Source organism: Methylobacterium sp. Gmos1 (assembly GCF_053764715.1).
On the sequence record NZ_JBSNCC010000009.1, the window covers coordinates 126,653 to 142,996 of the forward strand.

14 protein-coding genes are annotated in these 16,344 nt (G+C 71.6%); 11 read left to right on the forward strand and 3 right to left on the reverse strand.

What is annotated here, in order from left to right; genetic code table 11:
- Positions 1-22 precede the first annotated feature (22 nt).
- Positions 23-1,198 carry a tRNA epoxyqueuosine(34) reductase QueG gene (queG, locus tag ACS5PV_RS18620; RefSeq protein ID WP_455396924.1) on the reverse strand — a complete coding sequence of 392 codons (1,176 nt, stop codon included), beginning with the start codon at positions 1,196-1,198 and terminating at the stop codon, positions 23-25.
- Positions 1,195-1,887, reverse strand: coding sequence for a glutathione S-transferase family protein (locus ACS5PV_RS18625; RefSeq protein ID WP_455396830.1), 693 nt, complete (start codon positions 1,885-1,887; stop codon positions 1,195-1,197). Before ACS5PV_RS18625 ends, queG begins: the two co-directional genes overlap by 4 nt.
- 414 nt (positions 1,888-2,301) lie before the next feature.
- Between ACS5PV_RS18625 and ACS5PV_RS18630 the strand changes: the two genes are divergently transcribed.
- From ACS5PV_RS18630 to ACS5PV_RS18680, 11 genes are all read left to right on the forward strand, one after another.
- Positions 2,302-3,105, forward strand: a complete 804-nt coding sequence (locus tag ACS5PV_RS18630) for an undecaprenyl-diphosphate phosphatase (RefSeq protein ID WP_455396831.1) — start codon at positions 2,302-2,304, stop codon at positions 3,103-3,105.
- An 84-nt stretch (positions 3,106-3,189) separates the two neighbouring features.
- On the forward strand, positions 3,190-5,007 hold the full coding sequence (locus ACS5PV_RS18635; RefSeq protein WP_455396832.1) for a methylmalonyl-CoA mutase family protein: 1,818 nt from the start codon (positions 3,190-3,192) through the stop codon (positions 5,005-5,007).
- 90 nt (positions 5,008-5,097) lie between these two features.
- Positions 5,098-5,550, forward strand: coding sequence for a DNA polymerase III subunit chi (locus ACS5PV_RS18640; RefSeq protein WP_455396833.1), 453 nt, complete (start codon positions 5,098-5,100; stop codon positions 5,548-5,550).
- Between the two features lie 373 nt (positions 5,551-5,923).
- Positions 5,924-7,459 (forward strand): S10 family peptidase, encoded by a 1,536-nt coding sequence (locus tag ACS5PV_RS18645; RefSeq protein WP_455396834.1) that lies wholly within the window; start codon positions 5,924-5,926, stop codon positions 7,457-7,459.
- A 13-nt stretch (positions 7,460-7,472) separates the two neighbouring features.
- Positions 7,473-7,856, forward strand: coding sequence for a hypothetical protein (locus ACS5PV_RS18650; RefSeq protein ID WP_455396835.1), 384 nt, complete (start codon positions 7,473-7,475; stop codon positions 7,854-7,856).
- Positions 7,857-7,988: 132 nt separating this feature from the next.
- A complete protein-coding gene (locus ACS5PV_RS18655; RefSeq protein WP_455396836.1) occupies positions 7,989-9,086 on the forward strand; it encodes an OpgC family protein in 1,098 nt (365 codons plus the stop codon).
- Entirely contained in the window at positions 9,047-9,952 is a 906-nt protein-coding gene (locus tag ACS5PV_RS18660) for an SGNH/GDSL hydrolase family protein (protein WP_455396837.1), read from the forward strand. The genes ACS5PV_RS18655 and ACS5PV_RS18660 overlap by 40 nt, the downstream gene beginning before the upstream one ends.
- Positions 9,953-10,129: 177 nt before the next feature.
- Entirely contained in the window at positions 10,130-11,065 is a 936-nt protein-coding gene (locus ACS5PV_RS18665; RefSeq protein ID WP_455396838.1) for a TAXI family TRAP transporter solute-binding subunit, read from the forward strand.
- Between the two features lie 348 nt (positions 11,066-11,413).
- Positions 11,414-13,606, forward strand: coding sequence for a TonB-dependent siderophore receptor (locus ACS5PV_RS18670; RefSeq protein WP_455396839.1), 2,193 nt, complete (start codon positions 11,414-11,416; stop codon positions 13,604-13,606).
- A complete protein-coding gene (locus ACS5PV_RS18675) occupies positions 13,606-13,836 on the forward strand; it encodes a hypothetical protein (RefSeq protein ID WP_455396840.1) in 231 nt (76 codons plus the stop codon). The genes ACS5PV_RS18670 and ACS5PV_RS18675 overlap by 1 nt, the downstream gene beginning before the upstream one ends.
- Positions 13,833-14,966, forward strand: a complete 1,134-nt coding sequence (locus ACS5PV_RS18680) for a DUF1624 domain-containing protein (RefSeq protein WP_455396841.1) — start codon at positions 13,833-13,835, stop codon at positions 14,964-14,966. Before ACS5PV_RS18675 ends, ACS5PV_RS18680 begins: the two co-directional genes overlap by 4 nt.
- 492 nt (positions 14,967-15,458) lie before the next feature.
- Here ACS5PV_RS18680 and ACS5PV_RS18685 read toward each other — a convergent pair whose 3' ends face one another.
- Positions 15,459-16,160 (reverse strand): DUF2490 domain-containing protein, encoded by a 702-nt coding sequence (locus tag ACS5PV_RS18685; protein WP_455396842.1) that lies wholly within the window; start codon positions 16,158-16,160, stop codon positions 15,459-15,461.
- Between the last annotated feature and the right edge of the window lie 184 nt (positions 16,161-16,344).

Below are 16,344 nucleotides of genomic sequence, written 5' to 3' on the forward strand. Positions count from 1 at the left end.
CTTACCTAGAGCGGATGCCGTCTTATGCAGGGCGCTGCCCTGCACCCGCCAGAGGGCTCGCCCTCTGGACTCCGGAGTTTTTCGCCAGCTCCCACTCGGCCAGGACATCCGGGTCGCGCTCGTCGGGCGGCGGGGCGGGGGGCAGGCGCCCGAGGCGGGCGAGCGCCCACACCGCCATGCCGCGCACCAGCGGCGCGGCGTCGTCGAGGAGGCGCGCCGCCTCGCCGACCAGCGCCTCGTCCCCCGAATTGCCGATGGCGATCAGCACGTTGCGCAGGAAGCGGTCGCGCCCGGTGCGCTTGATCGGCGTGCCGGCAAAGCGCGTGCGGAACGCCGCATCGTCGAGCCGGGCCAGCTCCGCGAGCGGCGGGGCCGCCAGGTCCTCGCGGGCCGCGAGCCGCGCCTCGCGGGTAGCCGTGGCGAACTTGTTCCACGGGCACACCGCCAGGCAATCGTCGCAGCCGAAGACCCGGTTGGCCATCGGCTCCCGGAATTCCGGCGGGATCGGCCCGGCATGCTCGATCGTCAGGTAGGCCAGGCAGCGCCCGGCGTCCAACTGGTAGGGGGCCGGGAAGGCGGCGGTCGGGCAGGCGTCGAGGCAGCGCCGGCAGCGGCCGCAATGGTCGCTCTCGGCCGCGTCGACCGGCAGCTCGGCCGTGGTGTAGATGGCGCCGAGCAGGAGCCAGTTGCCGAAGCCCCGCGACACCAGCACGCTGTGCTTGCCCTGCCAGCCGAGCCCGGCGGCGGCGGCGAGCGGCTTCTCCATCACCGGCGCGGTGTCGACGAAGACCTTGACCTTGGCCCCCGCCTTGGCCGCGAAGGCGCCGCCGAGCTCCTTCAGCTTGCCCTTGATCACGTCGTGGTAGTCGCGCCGGCGGGCATACACGGCGATCGACCCGCACGAGGGGTCGCGCAAGGCCGCCAGCGGGTCGCCGTCGGGCGCCGCACTGACCCCGAGCATCACGATGCTGCGCACGTCCGACCACAGCCGCGCCGGATCGGCCCGTTCCCCCTTGCGCTCCTCCATCCAGGTCATGGTGCCGTGGCGGCCCGCCGCGAGCCAGGCGGCGAGGCGCTCAGGGAGAGCCGGCACCGCGTCGGGGCGCGTCACCGCGAGGGTGTCGAAGCCCTGCGCCCGGGCGCGGGTCTCGAGGAATCGTCGAAGGGCGTCGGGTGCGAGAGGGGCTCGAGGCGTCAGAAGTCCAGATCCGCGTAATGGTCGGCCGGTGCCATCCCGGCCACCCGGTCGGCGAGCAGGCTGCGGAACGAGGGGCGCGACTTCACCCGCGCGTACCAGTTCCGCGCCATCTCGTCCTCGTCCCACGGCACGTCGCCGAGGTAGTCGACGCAGGACAGGTGCGCCGCGGCGGCGAGGTCGGCATAGGTCAATTGCCCGCCCGCCAGCCAGTTCCGCCGCGAGATCAGGTAGCCGATGTATTTCAGGTGGTAGCGCACGTTGCTGCGCGCCGCCCGGATCGCGTTCATGTCCGGCGGGCCGCCGCCGTGCTGCGCGGTCATGAAGCGCTTGTGGATCTTCTCGGTGACGAGGTAGCCGGTCACCTCCTGGTCGAACTTGTGCAGGAACCAGTCGAGCAGGCGGCGCACCTCGACCCGGGCGGCGGGGGAATCCGGCAGGAGGCGCGACCCGCCGAGGCCCAAGCCCCGGGTCTCGTCGAGGTACTCGGCGATGATGCCGCCGCCGGGCACCGCGAGGCCGCCCTCCTCCACCAGCACCGGGGTGGTGCCGGCCGGGTTCATCATCAGGAAGTCCTCCCGCCGCTCCCACGGGCGTTCCTCGACGAGCTGGGGCTCCATGCCCATCTCGGCCATGATCAGGCGCACGAAGCGGGAATGCGGGCAGAACGGGGAGTGGTGGAGCGTCGCCATGCGGGGCCGTTTCGCGCTTCGTCTGTCGGCTGGCCTTGAAGGTCGGCTCGCGGTGGGTCGTGTCCGACAGGATTGGCCCGGACGTGATTAACGTCCGGTCACCGGTTCATGGAGATCTTTCGGCATCCTTAACACGGGTGGGAGGCCCTGGTAACCGAGCCTCAACCCTCTCGGTGCGAGGCTCCGCCGGGAGGCTTGAACCGTCGGCACCCCTTTCACCACAGACTTGCCACAGAGGTGGCGCTGGACGCCGGCGAGAGCGCGGCGCCGGAGCCGGGCCCCGTTTCTTAAATCCCCGCCGGACGCGGTCGCGACCGCCCGCGGCGCGACCACGAGAGCAGACGACATGACGACGGCGACATCGAGGGCGGGTGGGCCCGCGCGCGGCATGGGTTCCGGGCGGGGAGGGCGGTGATGGACGTCGCCAGCATCGGCAAGGCCGTCATCCTTGCCCTCGTCGAGGGCGCGACCGAGTTCATCCCGGTCTCCTCGACCGGGCATCAGCTCCTCGTCGGCCACTTCATCGGCTTCGAATCGCCCAACAACACCTTCGAGGTGCTGATCCAGCTCGGCGCCATCCTGGCGATCGTCGGGGTCTATTTCCGCCAGCTGCTCGACCTGCTGGTGCGCGCACCCCGCGACCCGGGGGCCCGTCGCTTCATCCTGGCGATCCTGATCGCGTTCCTGCCCGCCGCCATCATCGGCGGCCTGTTCTCGAAGTACATCAAGTTCTACCTGTTCAACCCCTGGATCATCTGCTCGACGCTGGTCGCCGGCGGCCTCGTGCTCCTCGTCATCGACGAGACCGAGATCGAGCAGAAATACGACGACGTGCACCAGTTCTCGCTGCCGATGGCGCTGAAGATCGGCTTCTTCCAGTGCCTGGCGATGATCCCCGGCGTGTCGCGCTCGGGCGCCACCATCGTCGGCGCCATGCTGATGGGCTCGGGCAAGCGCGCCGCCACCGAGTTCTCGTTCTACCTCGCCATGCCGACCATGGCCGGCGCCTTCGCCAAGGACCTGCTCGACAACTACAAGAACCTGTCGAAGGACGATGTCGGGCTGATCGCCATCGGATTCGTGGTGGCGTTCCTGTCGGCCCTGTTCGTGGTGCGCAAGCTCCTGAACTACGTCTCCCGCCACGGCTTCTCGCTCTTCGCCTGGTGGCGCATCATCGTGGGCGCGGCGGGCTTTGCCGGGCTGATCGTGTTCGGCTGACGGCGGCGGCCCCCCTCTCGACCGGAGGCGTCCAGCGCGGCTATGTCGTCGGTCAGGGAGTGACCCGCGCCACGAGGACCCGCCATGGACGATACGACGCTCGCCGCCGCGTTTCCGGCCGCCACGGAGGCGCAGTGGCGTGCCCTGGTCGACGGGGTGCTGAAGGGCGCCGATTTCGGCAAGCGGCTGGTGCGCCGCACGCCGGACGGCATCCCGGTCCAGCCGCTCTACCCCCCGGCCGACGCGGCTCCCCAGCCCGGCCGCGCGGCGCCCGGCCGCTGGCAGGTGAGCCAGCGGGTCGACCATCCGGACCCGGCCGAGGCCAACGCCCTGGCGCTGACCGACCTCGAGGGCGGCGCCGACGCCCTGACCCTGGTGATGGCAGGCGCGCCTGCGGCCCGCGGCTTCGGCCTGCCCGGGCCCCAGGCGATCGCGGCCGCGCTCGACGGCGTGATGCTGCCGCTGATCGGCCTGCGGCTCGATGCCGGAGCGGCAGCCCCCGAGGCCGCCGAGGCGCTGCTCGCCCTGGCGAAGGCCCGGGGCGACGATCTCTCCGCCCTCGACATCGATCTCAGCCTCGATCCGGTCGCCGTCGAGGCCTCGAGCGGTGCGGCGCCGTCCTGGCCCGGCCTCGCCGACCTCCTGCGCGCGGTCGAGGCGCAGGGCTTTGCCGGCCGCGCGTTCCTCGCCGACGGACGGCCCTTCCACGAGGCCGGCGCCGGCGAGGCGCTGGAACTCGCCTGCGTGCTCTCAGGCGCGCTCGCGACCCTGCGGGCGCTCGAGGCCGGTGGGTACCCGCTCGATCGCGCCCGTGCCGCCCTGGCCTTCCTGCTGGTGGCCGATGCCGACGAGTTCCTGACGGTGGCCAAGACCCGGGCCCTGCGCCGCCTCTGGGCGCGGGTCGAGGAGGCCTGCGGCCTGGCCCCGGCGCCGATCCGCCTGCACGCCGAGACCGCCTGGCGCAGCACCACCCGGCGCGACCCATGGGTCAACATGCTGCGCGCCACCACCGCCGTGTTCTCGGCCGGCCTCGGCGGGGCCGACGCGATTACGGTGCTGCCCTTCACCGCGGCGATCGGCCTGCCCGACGCCTTCGCGCGCCGCTGCGCCCGCAACACCCAGCACGTCCTCCTCGACGAGGCCAACCTGTGGCGCGTCGCCGACCCGGCCGCGGGTGCCGGCGGCTTCGAGGCGCTGACCGACGCGCTCTGCGCCGAGGCCTGGACCCAGTTCCAGGCGATCGAGCGGGAAGGGGGGATCGCCGAGAGCCTGCGCTCCGGCGCGCTCGCCGGCCGCCTCGCGGCCTTGCGGGACACGCGCGACGCGGATCTCGCCACCCGGCGCCAGCCGATCACCGGCACCAGCGAGTTCCCGGACCTGCACGAGGCCCCCGTCGCGGTGCTCGAACCCGCCCCGGCTTCCGGCGCCGTTCCCGAGGGTGCCCTGCCGTCCCGCCGCCTCGCCGAGCCGTTCGAGGCCCTGCGCGAGAATTCTGACGCGATCCTGGCCCGCACCGGCCGGCGCCCGCGCGTGTTCCTCGCCAATCTCGGGCCGTTGAGCGCCTTCAACACCCGCGCCACCTTCGCCCGCAACGCCTTCGAGGCCGGCGGCATCGAGGCGGTGACGAACGAGGGTTTTGCGGACCGCGCCGCCATGGCCGAGGCCTTCCGCGCCTCGGGCACGCCTCTCGCCTGCCTGTGCTCCTCGGACGCGGTCTATGCCGAGGAGGCGGTGCCCGCCGCCGAGGCCCTGCGGGCGGCCGGCGCCACTACGCTCGTCCTCGCCGGCAAGCCGGGCGAGCTGGAAGCCCCCTTGCGGGCGGCGGGCGTCGCCCACGACCTGTTTGCCGGCTGCGACCTGGTGAAGCTGCTCCGCCGAGCCCAGGACGCCGCCCAGGTCTGAGCCAGGTCTGAGGCCGGTCGCCGCGCCTCGGGCCGGTGCCGCCCGGCCGAGGGTCCCCTATCTCCTGTGGCGCCCTATCTCGTGGGGACCGTGACCGAGATCCTGTTCTACCATATGCAGCGCCAGCCGCTGGAGACGGTGCTGCCGAGCCTCCTGGAGAAATCCCTGGAGCGGCAATGGCGCGTCGCCGTCCAGGCGACGAGCGAGGAGCGGCTCCAGGCCCTCGACGACCACCTCTGGGTGTTCTCGGAGGAGAGCTTCCTGCCCCACGGCACCGACCGCGACCCCGATTGCGCCACCCAGCCGGTGGTGCTGACCCTGCGCGACGCCAACCCGAACGGCGCCTCGATCCGCTTCCTGGTCGAGGGCGCGGCCCTGCCCGACGACGCGGGCACCTACCAGCGCATCTGCATCCTGTTCGACGGCACCGATCAGGACGCCCTGCTGCACGCCCGCGAGCAGTGGCGCGGCGCCAAGGAGGCCGGCCACAGCGTCGCCTACTGGCAGCAGGACGAGCGCGGCCGCTGGCAGAAGAAGGCGTGATGCAGGATCGGCGTCCTCTGTGCTGTCGATATGACGCGCATCTCCCCTGTCCTGTTTGGAGAGAGATGCTCGGGGAAAGAAGAGGGCGCGGATCTCCCCCTCTCCCCGCGGGCGGGGGGAGGCTTTCGTCCCTCTTGTCGGGGACGAAAGAAGCGCGAAGCGCGAGGGTGAGGGGGTGTCTCCGGATGAGCCTCCTCCGGCACGTCCCCCTCACCCTCGCGGCGAACCTACGGTTCGCTGCTCGCTGCGCTTCCTGAACGGAAGCACAGCCCTCTCCCCGCCCGCGGGGAGAGGAGAATCCCGCGCCCGATCTTCGAGGCGACGGCGTGGAGATCGTTGGATGAACCGGGGCCCCGGCCCGCGAGGAGATGTCATGACCCGCCTCACGACCCGCATCCTCGCACTCGCGGCCGCCCTGTCGCTGGGGCCGGCACCGCTCTATGCACAACCGGCCCGTCAAGAGGCTCGCCAAGAAAGCCGCCAGCCCGAAGGCCGGCGCCTGCCGCCCGACGCGACGACGCAGCACAGCCTGACCCTCGCCGACGGCCGCACCCTCAACTTCACGGCGGTCGCCGGCAGCCTGCCGCTGGTCGACGAATCCGGCAAGCTCCAGGCCGAGATCGCCGTCACGGCCTTCACCCTGCCGGAGCGCGAGGCGGGCAAGCGCCCGGTCACCTTCGCGATCAACGGCGGCCCCGGCGCGGCCTCGGCCTATCTCAACCTCGCGGCGGTCGGGCCCTGGCGCCTGCCCCTCGACGGCCGGAGCATCAGTCCGTCGATGCCGCCGGTGGCGGTGCCGAACGACGAGACCTGGCTCGACTTCACCGACCTCGTCTTCATCGACCCCGTCGGCACCGGCTACAGCCGCGCCAGCGGCGACGACGCCAAGCGCTACTACGGCGTCGAGAGCGACGCGGCGGTACTCTCGGCCGTCATCGCCCGCTGGCTGCGCACCAACGACCGGCTGGCGTCGCCGAAGTTCTTCCTCGGCGAGAGCTACGGCGGCTTTCGCGGGCCGCTGATCGCCCGCAAGCTCCAGGACGACGTCGGGGTCGGCCTCTCGGGGCTGGTGCTGCTCTCGCCGGTGCTCGATTTCGGCTACCTCCAGCCGCCGCGGCACAACCCGCTCGGTGCGGTGACGCGGCTGCCCTCGCTCGCCGCCGCCGGCCTGGAGCGGCGGGGCGAGACGCCCGATTCCGCCCGGATGCAGGAGGCCGAGGCCTACGCCACCGGCCCCTACCTCGCCGACCTGCTGCGCGGACCCGCCGATTCCGCCGCCATCGACCGGATGAGCGAGCGCGTCGCGGCGCTGACCGGGCTCGATCCGGCGCTCGTGCGCCGCCAGGCCGGCCGGGTCGCCGGCTCCACCTACCAGCGCGAGGCCGACCGCGACTCGGGGCGGGTGTCGAGCGCCTACGACACCGGCGTCACCGGCTGGGACCCGGATCCGAGCGCGGCCTTCGGCCGGTTCGCCGACCCGATCCTCACCGCCATGCAGGCGCCGCTGTCGAGCGCGATGATCGACCTCTACACCCGCACCCTGAATTGGCGGGTCCCGAACCTGCGCTACGAGCTCCTCAACAACGCGGTCAACGGCAGCTGGACCTGGGGCGGCGGCCGCTCCCCGCCGGAGGTGGTGAGCGAGCTGCGCGAGGCGCTGGCCCTTGACGGATCGATGCGGGTGCTCGTCGCCCACGGCTACACCGACCTCGTCACGCCCTACTTCGCCTCGAAGCTGATCCTCGACCAGGTCCCCTCCTACGGCCGCGACAAGCGCCTCTCCCTCGCGGTCTATCCCGGCGGCCACATGTTCTATTTCCGCAAAGCCTCGCGGGCGGCCTTGCGCGGGGACGCGCTCCGCCTCTACGAGACGGCCCTGGCCGCGCGGCAGGGCGGCGACGGACGATGACGGGCGGGGCACGATGCGGCGGACGGTGATCGGAATCGGCCTCACGGGACTCGCCCTGGCGGCACTTCCCCTGGCCGGATGCAGCAGCACCGACCGCGCCGCGCCACCGGTGAACCTCGCGACTCCGGTCAGGCCGCCTCCGCCGCCCGCGCCCTCCTGGGGCCCGGTCCTGGCGCCGGACGGCAGCTGCACCGGATCGGTCCCGGCGACCGCGACCGAGATCGCCCTCGGCATCGCCGAGTGCGAGCTGGTGCGGCTGAAGGGCAAGCCCCCGACCGACGTGCTCGTCGGCGAGAGCGGGCGCGGCCAGCGCGAGGTGCAGGTGCTCTACACCGAGCCCGGCGCGAAGGAGCTGTACTTCTTCGTCAACAACCGCCTCGACCGGATCGTGAAGTAGGCCCCCCGACGATCCCGGACGGCCGCCGCGGACGGTGCGCGGTGGCCGCCTCATGCGCTAATCTCGTCGACGACAGGCACTCCCCACCGGTCCGGGGACGTCCGCAGGCCGGCAAAAGGGACCACGAGCCTCATGCGTGAACCGAATGCGGTCGATTTCTGGCGCGGCATCGCCCTGATCACCATCTTCATCAATCACATCCCGGGCAACGTCTTCCAGAACTACACCTATTCCCAGTACGGGATCTCCGACGCGGCCGAGCTGTTCGTGTTCCTGGCCGGCTGGTCGATCGGCATCGCAACCCGCGGGCGCGACGGGGTGCCGGAGCCGGCCCTGCGCACGGTGCTGCGGCTGCTCTCGCGCATGGTCGAGGTGTATCGCGCCCAACTCGTCATCACCGCCATCGCGCTCGCGATGCTGGCGGGCGCCGCCCTCTACCTCGACAACCCGCTGCTGGTGGAGTGGCACAATGCCGGGCCGATCTTCAGCGACCCGATCCAGGCCACCGTCGGCTGGGTGACGCTGCTGCACCAGCTCGGCTTCTTCAACATCCTGCCGCTCTACGTCGTGCTGCTCGGCCTGGCGCCGGCCTTCGTGCTCCTGTCGCGGGTGCATCTCGGGCTCGCGATCGGGATCTCGGTCCTGCTCTACGCCGTCAGCCTGGTGTTCGAGATCAACATCCCGAGCTGGCCGGTGGAGGGGCACTGGTTCTTCAACCCACTGTGCTGGCAGCTGCTGCTGGTGCTGGGCTTTGCCGCGCACGAGTGGCGGCGCAGCTCGGAGCGCTTCCTGACCTGGCGCCGCAGGTGGATGCCGCTCGGCATCGTCATCGTCATCGTCGGCGCGGTCCTGTCGTGGTTCAACCTGCGGCCCGATCCCCTGGCGGTGCCGGAACCGCGGCTGCTGTTCATCTTCGACAAGTCCTACCTCTCGCCGGCCCGGCTGATCCATTTCCTCGGAGTGCTCCTCGCCTTCCAGACGGTGTTCGGCCTGATCCAGCCGCGGGCGCGCTGGCTCACCCGCCAGCTCGCCGGCCTCGGGCGCAACTCGCTCGCGGTGTTCTCCGTCGGCTCGGTCGCCAGCCTCGGTGCACAGCTGATTCGATTCTGGACCGGGGGAGGTTTCGCGACCGACGTCTTTGTCGTAGGATGCGGCCTGGCCTCACTCTCGTTCACGGCATGGTTCGTCGAATGGCGCTCTCGCTCTCCCCGTCCCTCCTCGGCGGCGTGAGCCTCGCCATGGCGTCGTGCTTCGGCTTCGCAGCGCAGGCGCAGTCGACGACGCCCGCTCAAGCGCCCGTGCAGGTGCAGCCGGCCCAGCCGGCGCATGCCGAGATCCCGGCGCTCCAGGCCACCGCGCCGACCCCGGACGCGCCCGATCCCAGCCTCTCGCCGGAATGCCGGGTGCCGGGCTCCAAGCTCTACACGCTGGCCAAGCTCAAGGCGGTGAAGAAGGCCCTGCGCGAGCACCGCGCCGTCCAGGTCCTGACCATCGGCTCCAATTCCGGGGGCCTGGGCACCGCCGCGACCTACCCGGTGCGGCTGGAGGACGCGCTCACCCGCTCGCTGCCCGACATCGAGGTGACGGTCGAGAGCCGCGGCGTGTCCGGCGAGATCGCCTTCGGGGCGGCCGAGCGCCTGCGCAACCAGGTGGCTGAGATCGAGCCCGACCTCGTGGTCTGGCAGGTCGGCGGCAACGACGCGCTCGCCCGCGTCGACATCGAGGATTTTTCGCAGTCGCTGGCCGAGACCGTGGCCTGGATCAAGTCGCACGGCATCGACGTGGTGCTGGTCGATCCGCAATACACCGCGAGCCTCGCCAAGGACGATTATTACCGCCAGTTCGTCCTGGCGATCCAGAAGGTCGCCGAGCGCGAGCAGGTGCCGCTGGTCCAGCGCTACGAGGCGATGCGCTACCTCGCCACCCGGGCGATCAGCGCGCTGAAGGGCGGCGACACGGCGCAGTCCGGCGCCGGCTTCCGCCTCGCCGATCTCGGCTACCGCTGCATGGCCGAGCACGTCACCCGGGCGATCACCGTCTCGCTGCTCCAGCCGGATGTGGCGCCGGTTCCGATGACGCCGGTTCCGGCGAACTGACGCTCCGACCCCGTCGTCCCATCCCACAACCTCATCCTGAAGTGCCGGCCGATCGGAGATCGTGCGGCCTCGAAGGAGGCCTCCTTCGAGGCTCGCTGTCGCTCGCGCCTCAGGATGAGGTCGCGGGTGGGATCAGGATGACCGATGTCGCCCATCGATCGAATCGCAGGATGTCGCATGAAACCCTGGCTGATCGCCGCCGCCTCCTGCATCGCCTTCCTCACCGCGATCCCCGGCCCCCGCGCCGCCGAGCCTCTGCGCCTCGTCCTCGCCACCGCGACGCCCGGCGGCGGGTTTCCGGCCTATGGCGAGGCGCTGGCGGCGGCGATCCGGGAGGTGGATCCGGACCTCACCCTGGAGTTACGCGCGAGCAAAGGCTCGACCGAGAACCTCACGCTCCTGCGTGACGGTAGGGTCGATCTCGCCCTCGTCCAGGGCGAGTACGCCTACGACGCGCTCGCCGGGCAGGGCGCGCCGGCCGTAACGGTGGTGGCGCCGGTCTACGCGGCGCCGGGCCTGTTCGTGGTGCTCGCAGGCAGCCCGGTGCGCAGCATCGACGACCTGCGCGGGCAGCCGGTCGCCCTCGGCACCCGGAGTTCCGGCCTCACCGCCATGGGCCGGACCGTGCTGCGCGGCTCCGGGCTCGACCCCGAGCACGACATCCGCCCGATCCTCCTCGACCATGCCGGCGACGGACCGGCGATGGTGCGCGACGGGCGCGCCGCCGCCCTGTTCGGCGGCGGCACCGGCTGGCCGGGCTTCCGGACCATGGCCGAGGCGCCGGGCGGCGCCCGCTTCCTCGGCCCGTCCGCCACCGCGATCCCGGCGATCTTGGCGGCGAGCCCGTCCCTGCGGCGCATCACCGTGGCGCTCGGCACCTTCCCGGGCCAGAAAGACGCAATCGAGACCGTGGGATCGTGGAGCCTCATCCTCGGGCGGCCCGGCCTCGACCCGGCCGCGGTGACCCGTCTCGTCGCGGCGATCGACGAGGCGAAGCCGGCGCTCGCCCGGCGGCTGCCGCACGAGCGGCCGAGCGACCCGCGCGACCTGAAGGACGCCGTCCCGGCGGCCTGGCTGCATCCCGCGACGGCGGCCTTCCTGCGCCGGGAGTAGGGGGCGCCGCCGGCCGGTGTGATTCTGCGGCCACAGCAGATCGCAACATTATTACATTGCGTTTCTAAACGTTGCTCGGCGGCGGATGGCCTGCCATGGATGTCGCCGCCAAGGTTCCCCGGGCGCCGAGCCCGCGGGCGGCGAGGGCGTTCGGCCGGATCCTCACGGGTCGAGGCCGAGGCTGCCCCCTGCCTCGGGCCCGACGATCCGCGAGCCGGAGGACTTGCCTTGAGCGATCACGTCCCGCGGGCGTTGCAGCCCGGGGGAGCGCTCGGGCTCTCGTGCGCCGCGCCGGTCGCGCGGACGCCGCCTGTCGCTCGCCCGGACCGCACGGCGCGGCAACAGCGAGTGTGTGTCGTGAAGCGTCCGTCGTCCCGCCCGCATCCGCGAAGCGCAACCCTGGCGGCAGCCCTCGCCCTGGGCCTCGCGGCGCCCGCCGCGCGGGGACAGGAGACCATCGCCCTCGACGAGGTGGTGGTGGAGGGCCCGCGCCCGTCCGCGCCGGGCCCGGGCCTGCCGGTGCTCCCGACCACCGCCGCCGGCACGATCGGCCTCATCGGCCCGACCCTGGGCTTTCGCGCCGACCGGGCGGTGAGCAGCACGAAGACCGACACGCCTCAGCGCGACGTGCCGCAGGTCGTCACCGTGGCGCCCCGCGAGGTCATCACCGATCTCGCGGCGACCCGGGCCGATCAGGTCCTCGCCTACACGCCGGGCATCGTGCAGCAGAACAATTTCGGCGGCCTCTCGCCGCTCGGCTACGCCGTACGCGGCGTCGCCACGGCCGAGATCTACAAGAACGGCTTCCCGCTCGCCCGCGGCTTCCCGCCCCAGCAGGACACCCAGACCATCGAGCGGATCGAGGTGCTGAAGGGACCCGGCGGCGGCCTGTTCGGCCGCAGCGACCCGGGCGGCCTCATCAACATCATCACCAAGCAGCCGACGGCCGAGCGCTTCGTCGAGATGGGCGGGTTGTGGGGCTCGTTCGAGCAGGTCCGCGGCACGGTCGATGCCGGCGGCAGCCTCGACGAGGCCGGCACGCTCCTCTACCGCTTCAACCTCGCGGCCGGACGCCAGAACAGCTTTCGCGACTTCGTCGACGGCGACCGGCTCCTCGTCGCCCCGGTAGTGAGCTGGCAGGTCACGCCCGACACGCGGGTGACGGTCGAGACCGAATTCCTGCGCAACCGCGCGGTGTTCGACCGCGGCGTCGTGGCGATCAACGGGCAGCTGGGAGCCCTGCCGATCTCGCGCTTCCTCGGCGAGCCGGGCCAGAGCATCCACCAGTCCAGCGACACGATGCAGGTGCGGGTCGATCACCGCTTCGATGCCGACTGGCAGATGCGGCTTGCCACCTACTTCAATACCGGCGCCCTCGTCGGCGAGGCGGTGGAGGTGCGCGAGCTCGACGCCGACAACCGCACCGCCCGGCGCGACCGCAATTTTCGCAACTATCGCTGGGACGTGGCGATCGGCCAGGCCGAGCTGGTCGGGCGCTTCGAGACCGCCGGGATCGGCCACACCCTGCTGCTCGGCTTCGAGCGCGAGAGCACCGACGGCCGCTACCAGCAGGTCCGCTCGCGCTTCCGCCAGACCCCGTACTCCCTCGACGTCTATGCACCCGTCTACGGCCGGCCGCTGCCGCCCTTCGCGTTCCAGACCAACGGTGTCGAGCAGATCACCAGTACGGCGCTCTACGCCCAGGACCAGATCGCGTTCAGCCCGGAATGGAAGGCGCTCGTGGGTGCGCGCTTCGACGTCTTCGAGCAATCGTTCCGGGAGCGGACCACGGGGCTTCGCACCGACCAGACGTCCGTTGCGGCCTCGCCCCGGGCCGGCCTCGTCTACCAGCCGCTGCCGAACCTCTCCGTCTACGCCAATGTCGGCACGAGCTTCCGGCCGAATACCGGGCCCGACGCCTTCGCAGCGGCGCGAAGCGGCCCCTTCGCGCCGGAGAGCGGACTCGGTTACGAGGTCGGCACCAAGCTCGACCTGTTCGGGGGCGCCTTGAGCCTCACCGGCGCCGCCTTCCGGGTCGAGCGGCAGAACGTGCTCACGCCCGATCCGGTCAATGCCGGCTTCTCGCTCGCCGCCGGCGCGGTGCGCAGCCAGGGCTTCGAGCTCACCGCCGCCGGCCAGATCACGCCGGAGGTCAAGCTCCTGGCCGGCTACGTCTTCGCCGACGCGGTGATCACGAAGGACAACGTCCTGCCGGTGGGCGCCCCGCTCATCAACGTGCCGCGCCACTCGGGCAGCCTGCTCGCGGTCCACGAGGTGCGGGAGGGCCCCTGGAAGGGTTTTGGCCTCGGCGGCGGCGTGCGCGCCATCGGCGAGCGGGCGGGAGACGCCACGGCCAGCTTCCGGCTGCCGGGCTACATCGCGGTCGATGCCCTGGCCTATTACCGCTGGGAGAATGTGCGGTTCGGCCTCAACGTCGAGAACGTGTTCGACACGACCATCTACGAGAGTTCGCTCAGCGCGCTGCGGGTCTATCCTGGCGCGCCGCGCCGGTTCACCGGCACCCTGTCGGTGCGGTTCTGATGGCGGCTCCGCGCAAGGGCGATGCCGGCCGCGACGCGGCCGCCGCCCGCGCCCGGCGCTACCGCCAGGCGGTGCTAGCCGAGATCGCGGCGGAAGCCGGCGGGACACCGGAGGGCATCGCCGCCTCGCTGACCCGGCGCGGGGTGCGCAAGCCCCGCGGCGGCCCGATCTGGACGCCGCCGGACGTGCGCCGGCTCCTCGCCCGCCTCGCCACGGAGACCGCGTCGTGACGAAAGCACCCGCCCCGCGCATCGGCGCGATCGACGCCCTGCGCGGCCTCGTCATGCTGCTGATGCTGGTCGACCACGTGCGGGAGACGTTCTTCCTGCACGCCCAGGTCCGCGACCCGATGGACCTCGCGGCCACCGCCCCCGACCTCGCCGTGACGCGGCTGACCTCGCATCTCTGCGCGCCCGTCTTCCTGCTGCTCACCGGCCTCTCGGCCTATCTCTACGGGGCAAAGCACGGGACCGGCGCGGCGTCGCGCTTCCTCCTCACCCGCGGCCTGTTCCTGATCGGGCTCGAGCTCACGCTCGTGAACCTCGCCTGGACGGGGAAGCTCCTGCCGCCGGTCCTCTACCTGCAGGTGATCTGGGCGATCGGCATCAGCATGGTCGCGCTGGCGGGGCTGCTGCGGCTGCCGCGGCCCGCCCTGGTCGCGGTCGCGCTCGCGATCATGCTCGGGCACAACCTCCTCGACGGGATCGTCCTCGCGCCGGGCGAGGCCGGCTATGGTCCGTGGGCGATCCTGCATCAGCGCGGCCTCGTCGACCTGCCCTGGGGCGTCGCCCGCACCTCCTACCCGGTGCTGCCCTGGATCGGCGTCGCGGCGGCGGGCTACGCAATCGGGCCTTGGTTCTCCCTCGATCCCGCTGCGCGCCGGCGCCGGCTTCTCGCTCTCGGGGCGGTGGCGCTCGCCGGATTCCTGGTGCTGCGGGGGATGAACGGCTACGGCGATCCGGTGCCGTGGCACGCCGGCCCGACCACCGGGGCGACGATCCTATCGGTCCTGAACCTCACCAAGTACCCGCCCTCGGCCTGCTTCCTGCTGCTGACCCTCGGCCTCGGGCTCTGGCTCCTCGCCCTGTTCGAGGCGCTGCCGGCCGGGCGTCTCGCCTGGCTGCGGGTGTTCGGCGGAGCGCCCTTGTTCTTCTACCTCGTCCATCTCTGGCTGCTGCGCGGGCTCTACCACCTCACGCTGGCGCTCGGCCTCACCGGCGCGTCGGGGCGGGTCGAGGCCGGGTCGCCGGCGCAGCTCTGGCTGATCGCGGCGCTCCTCGGCCTGCCGCTCTATGGGGCGTGCCGCTGGATGGTCGGACTGAAGCGGCGGGGGCGGCATCCGGTGCTGCGCTATCTGTGACGGCAGCGAGACCGGCACTTGCAGCACGTCGGATTCAGGGAGATCGCGCCTAATCCGACCGATGTCCTTGATCCGACTCTCACCCTCATCCTGAGATGCCGGAGCGCAGCGGAGGGTTCCAGGCATCTCGCCGCGCTCTGGAGGATAAGGGCGACGGGATGGGGACGTGCACAGTACACGACACTGGAGGCTCCGGCGTCGAGAGACCACTGCCTCATCGTGAGCCGCCACCCCTTTCCCGGACGACTGCAACGAAGTGGAAGGAGATCCGGGATCCAGACGGAAGACTCGCCGCGAAGCGGCTCTGAATGCTGCACCGTTGCGGACAGGCGGACGCTTCGCGACTTTTCATGCTGGTTCCCGGATCTCCTTCCGCTGACGCTCCAGTCGTCCGGGAAAGGGGGGGGTTGGCTTACGACGGATTGTGGGCCGGTCGGTACCGTAACTGACAGTGTCGTGTACCGTGGGGGACGTGCCGGATTCGAGCCCAGATCATTGCCGCACGAATAGATTCACCGAGATGATGTGATCCATCGCCACCCGGGCCGGGGCGTTGACCGTCTGGTTCATGTAGCCGACTTCCAGCGTCGAGTGGCCGGCGAGCGGAAATTCGAGCCCGACGAAGGTGCGGACGCGGTCGAGGCCGGCCCGGGCGCCCCAATCGGTGTCGTTGAGGGCGACGAAGGCTTCCGCCCAGGCCACGGCGGCGACGCCCCGCTTCTCCTCGGTGAGCGGCACCGCGGCGCGCAGCATCTGACGCAGGCGAAAGCCCGTGTCCCGCCCGTTGCTCTGGAAGCGCTGCTCGAACCGCGTGCGCGACGAGAGCTTGACCCGCGCGACCGTCCCGATCTCCCAGCCGAGTTGCTGGAAGCTGCGATCCTCCGAGACGGCGCGCTGGCCGAGCGGCGTGTTCTCGACCCGGGCGTAGCCCTGGTAGACGGTGACGGCGTCGTTGATCTTCCAGCCGACGGCCGGTCTCAGGATGAGCTGGTCGAGGTGGGAGATGCCCTCGCCGAAGCGCGGCTGCACCTCGGCGAAGGCCGCGAACGACCCGACACTGCCGAAGGCCGTGGCGTTGATCCAGAGCTGCCCGTCATGGTCGACCTGCGCCGCCGCCGGCAGGCTCGCTCCCGCGAGCGAGAGGGCGGGCAGGAGGGTGCGCAGGAGGTGGAGCAGACGTCCGGCCGCGATCATGCCTGTTCCATCGGGTGCGCCCGCGCGAGGCGGGCCGAGAGTGTCCTAAAGGCAGACGCGTGAGCGGGGCGCTTTATTGCCGGCAAATCGACGAGGTTTTGCCCCTGTTGCAAGCGCACCACAGGCAATCCCATTGGACGTGCCTCCGATAGTCTATCCGTCATCCGCTCACAGGCGCGACAGC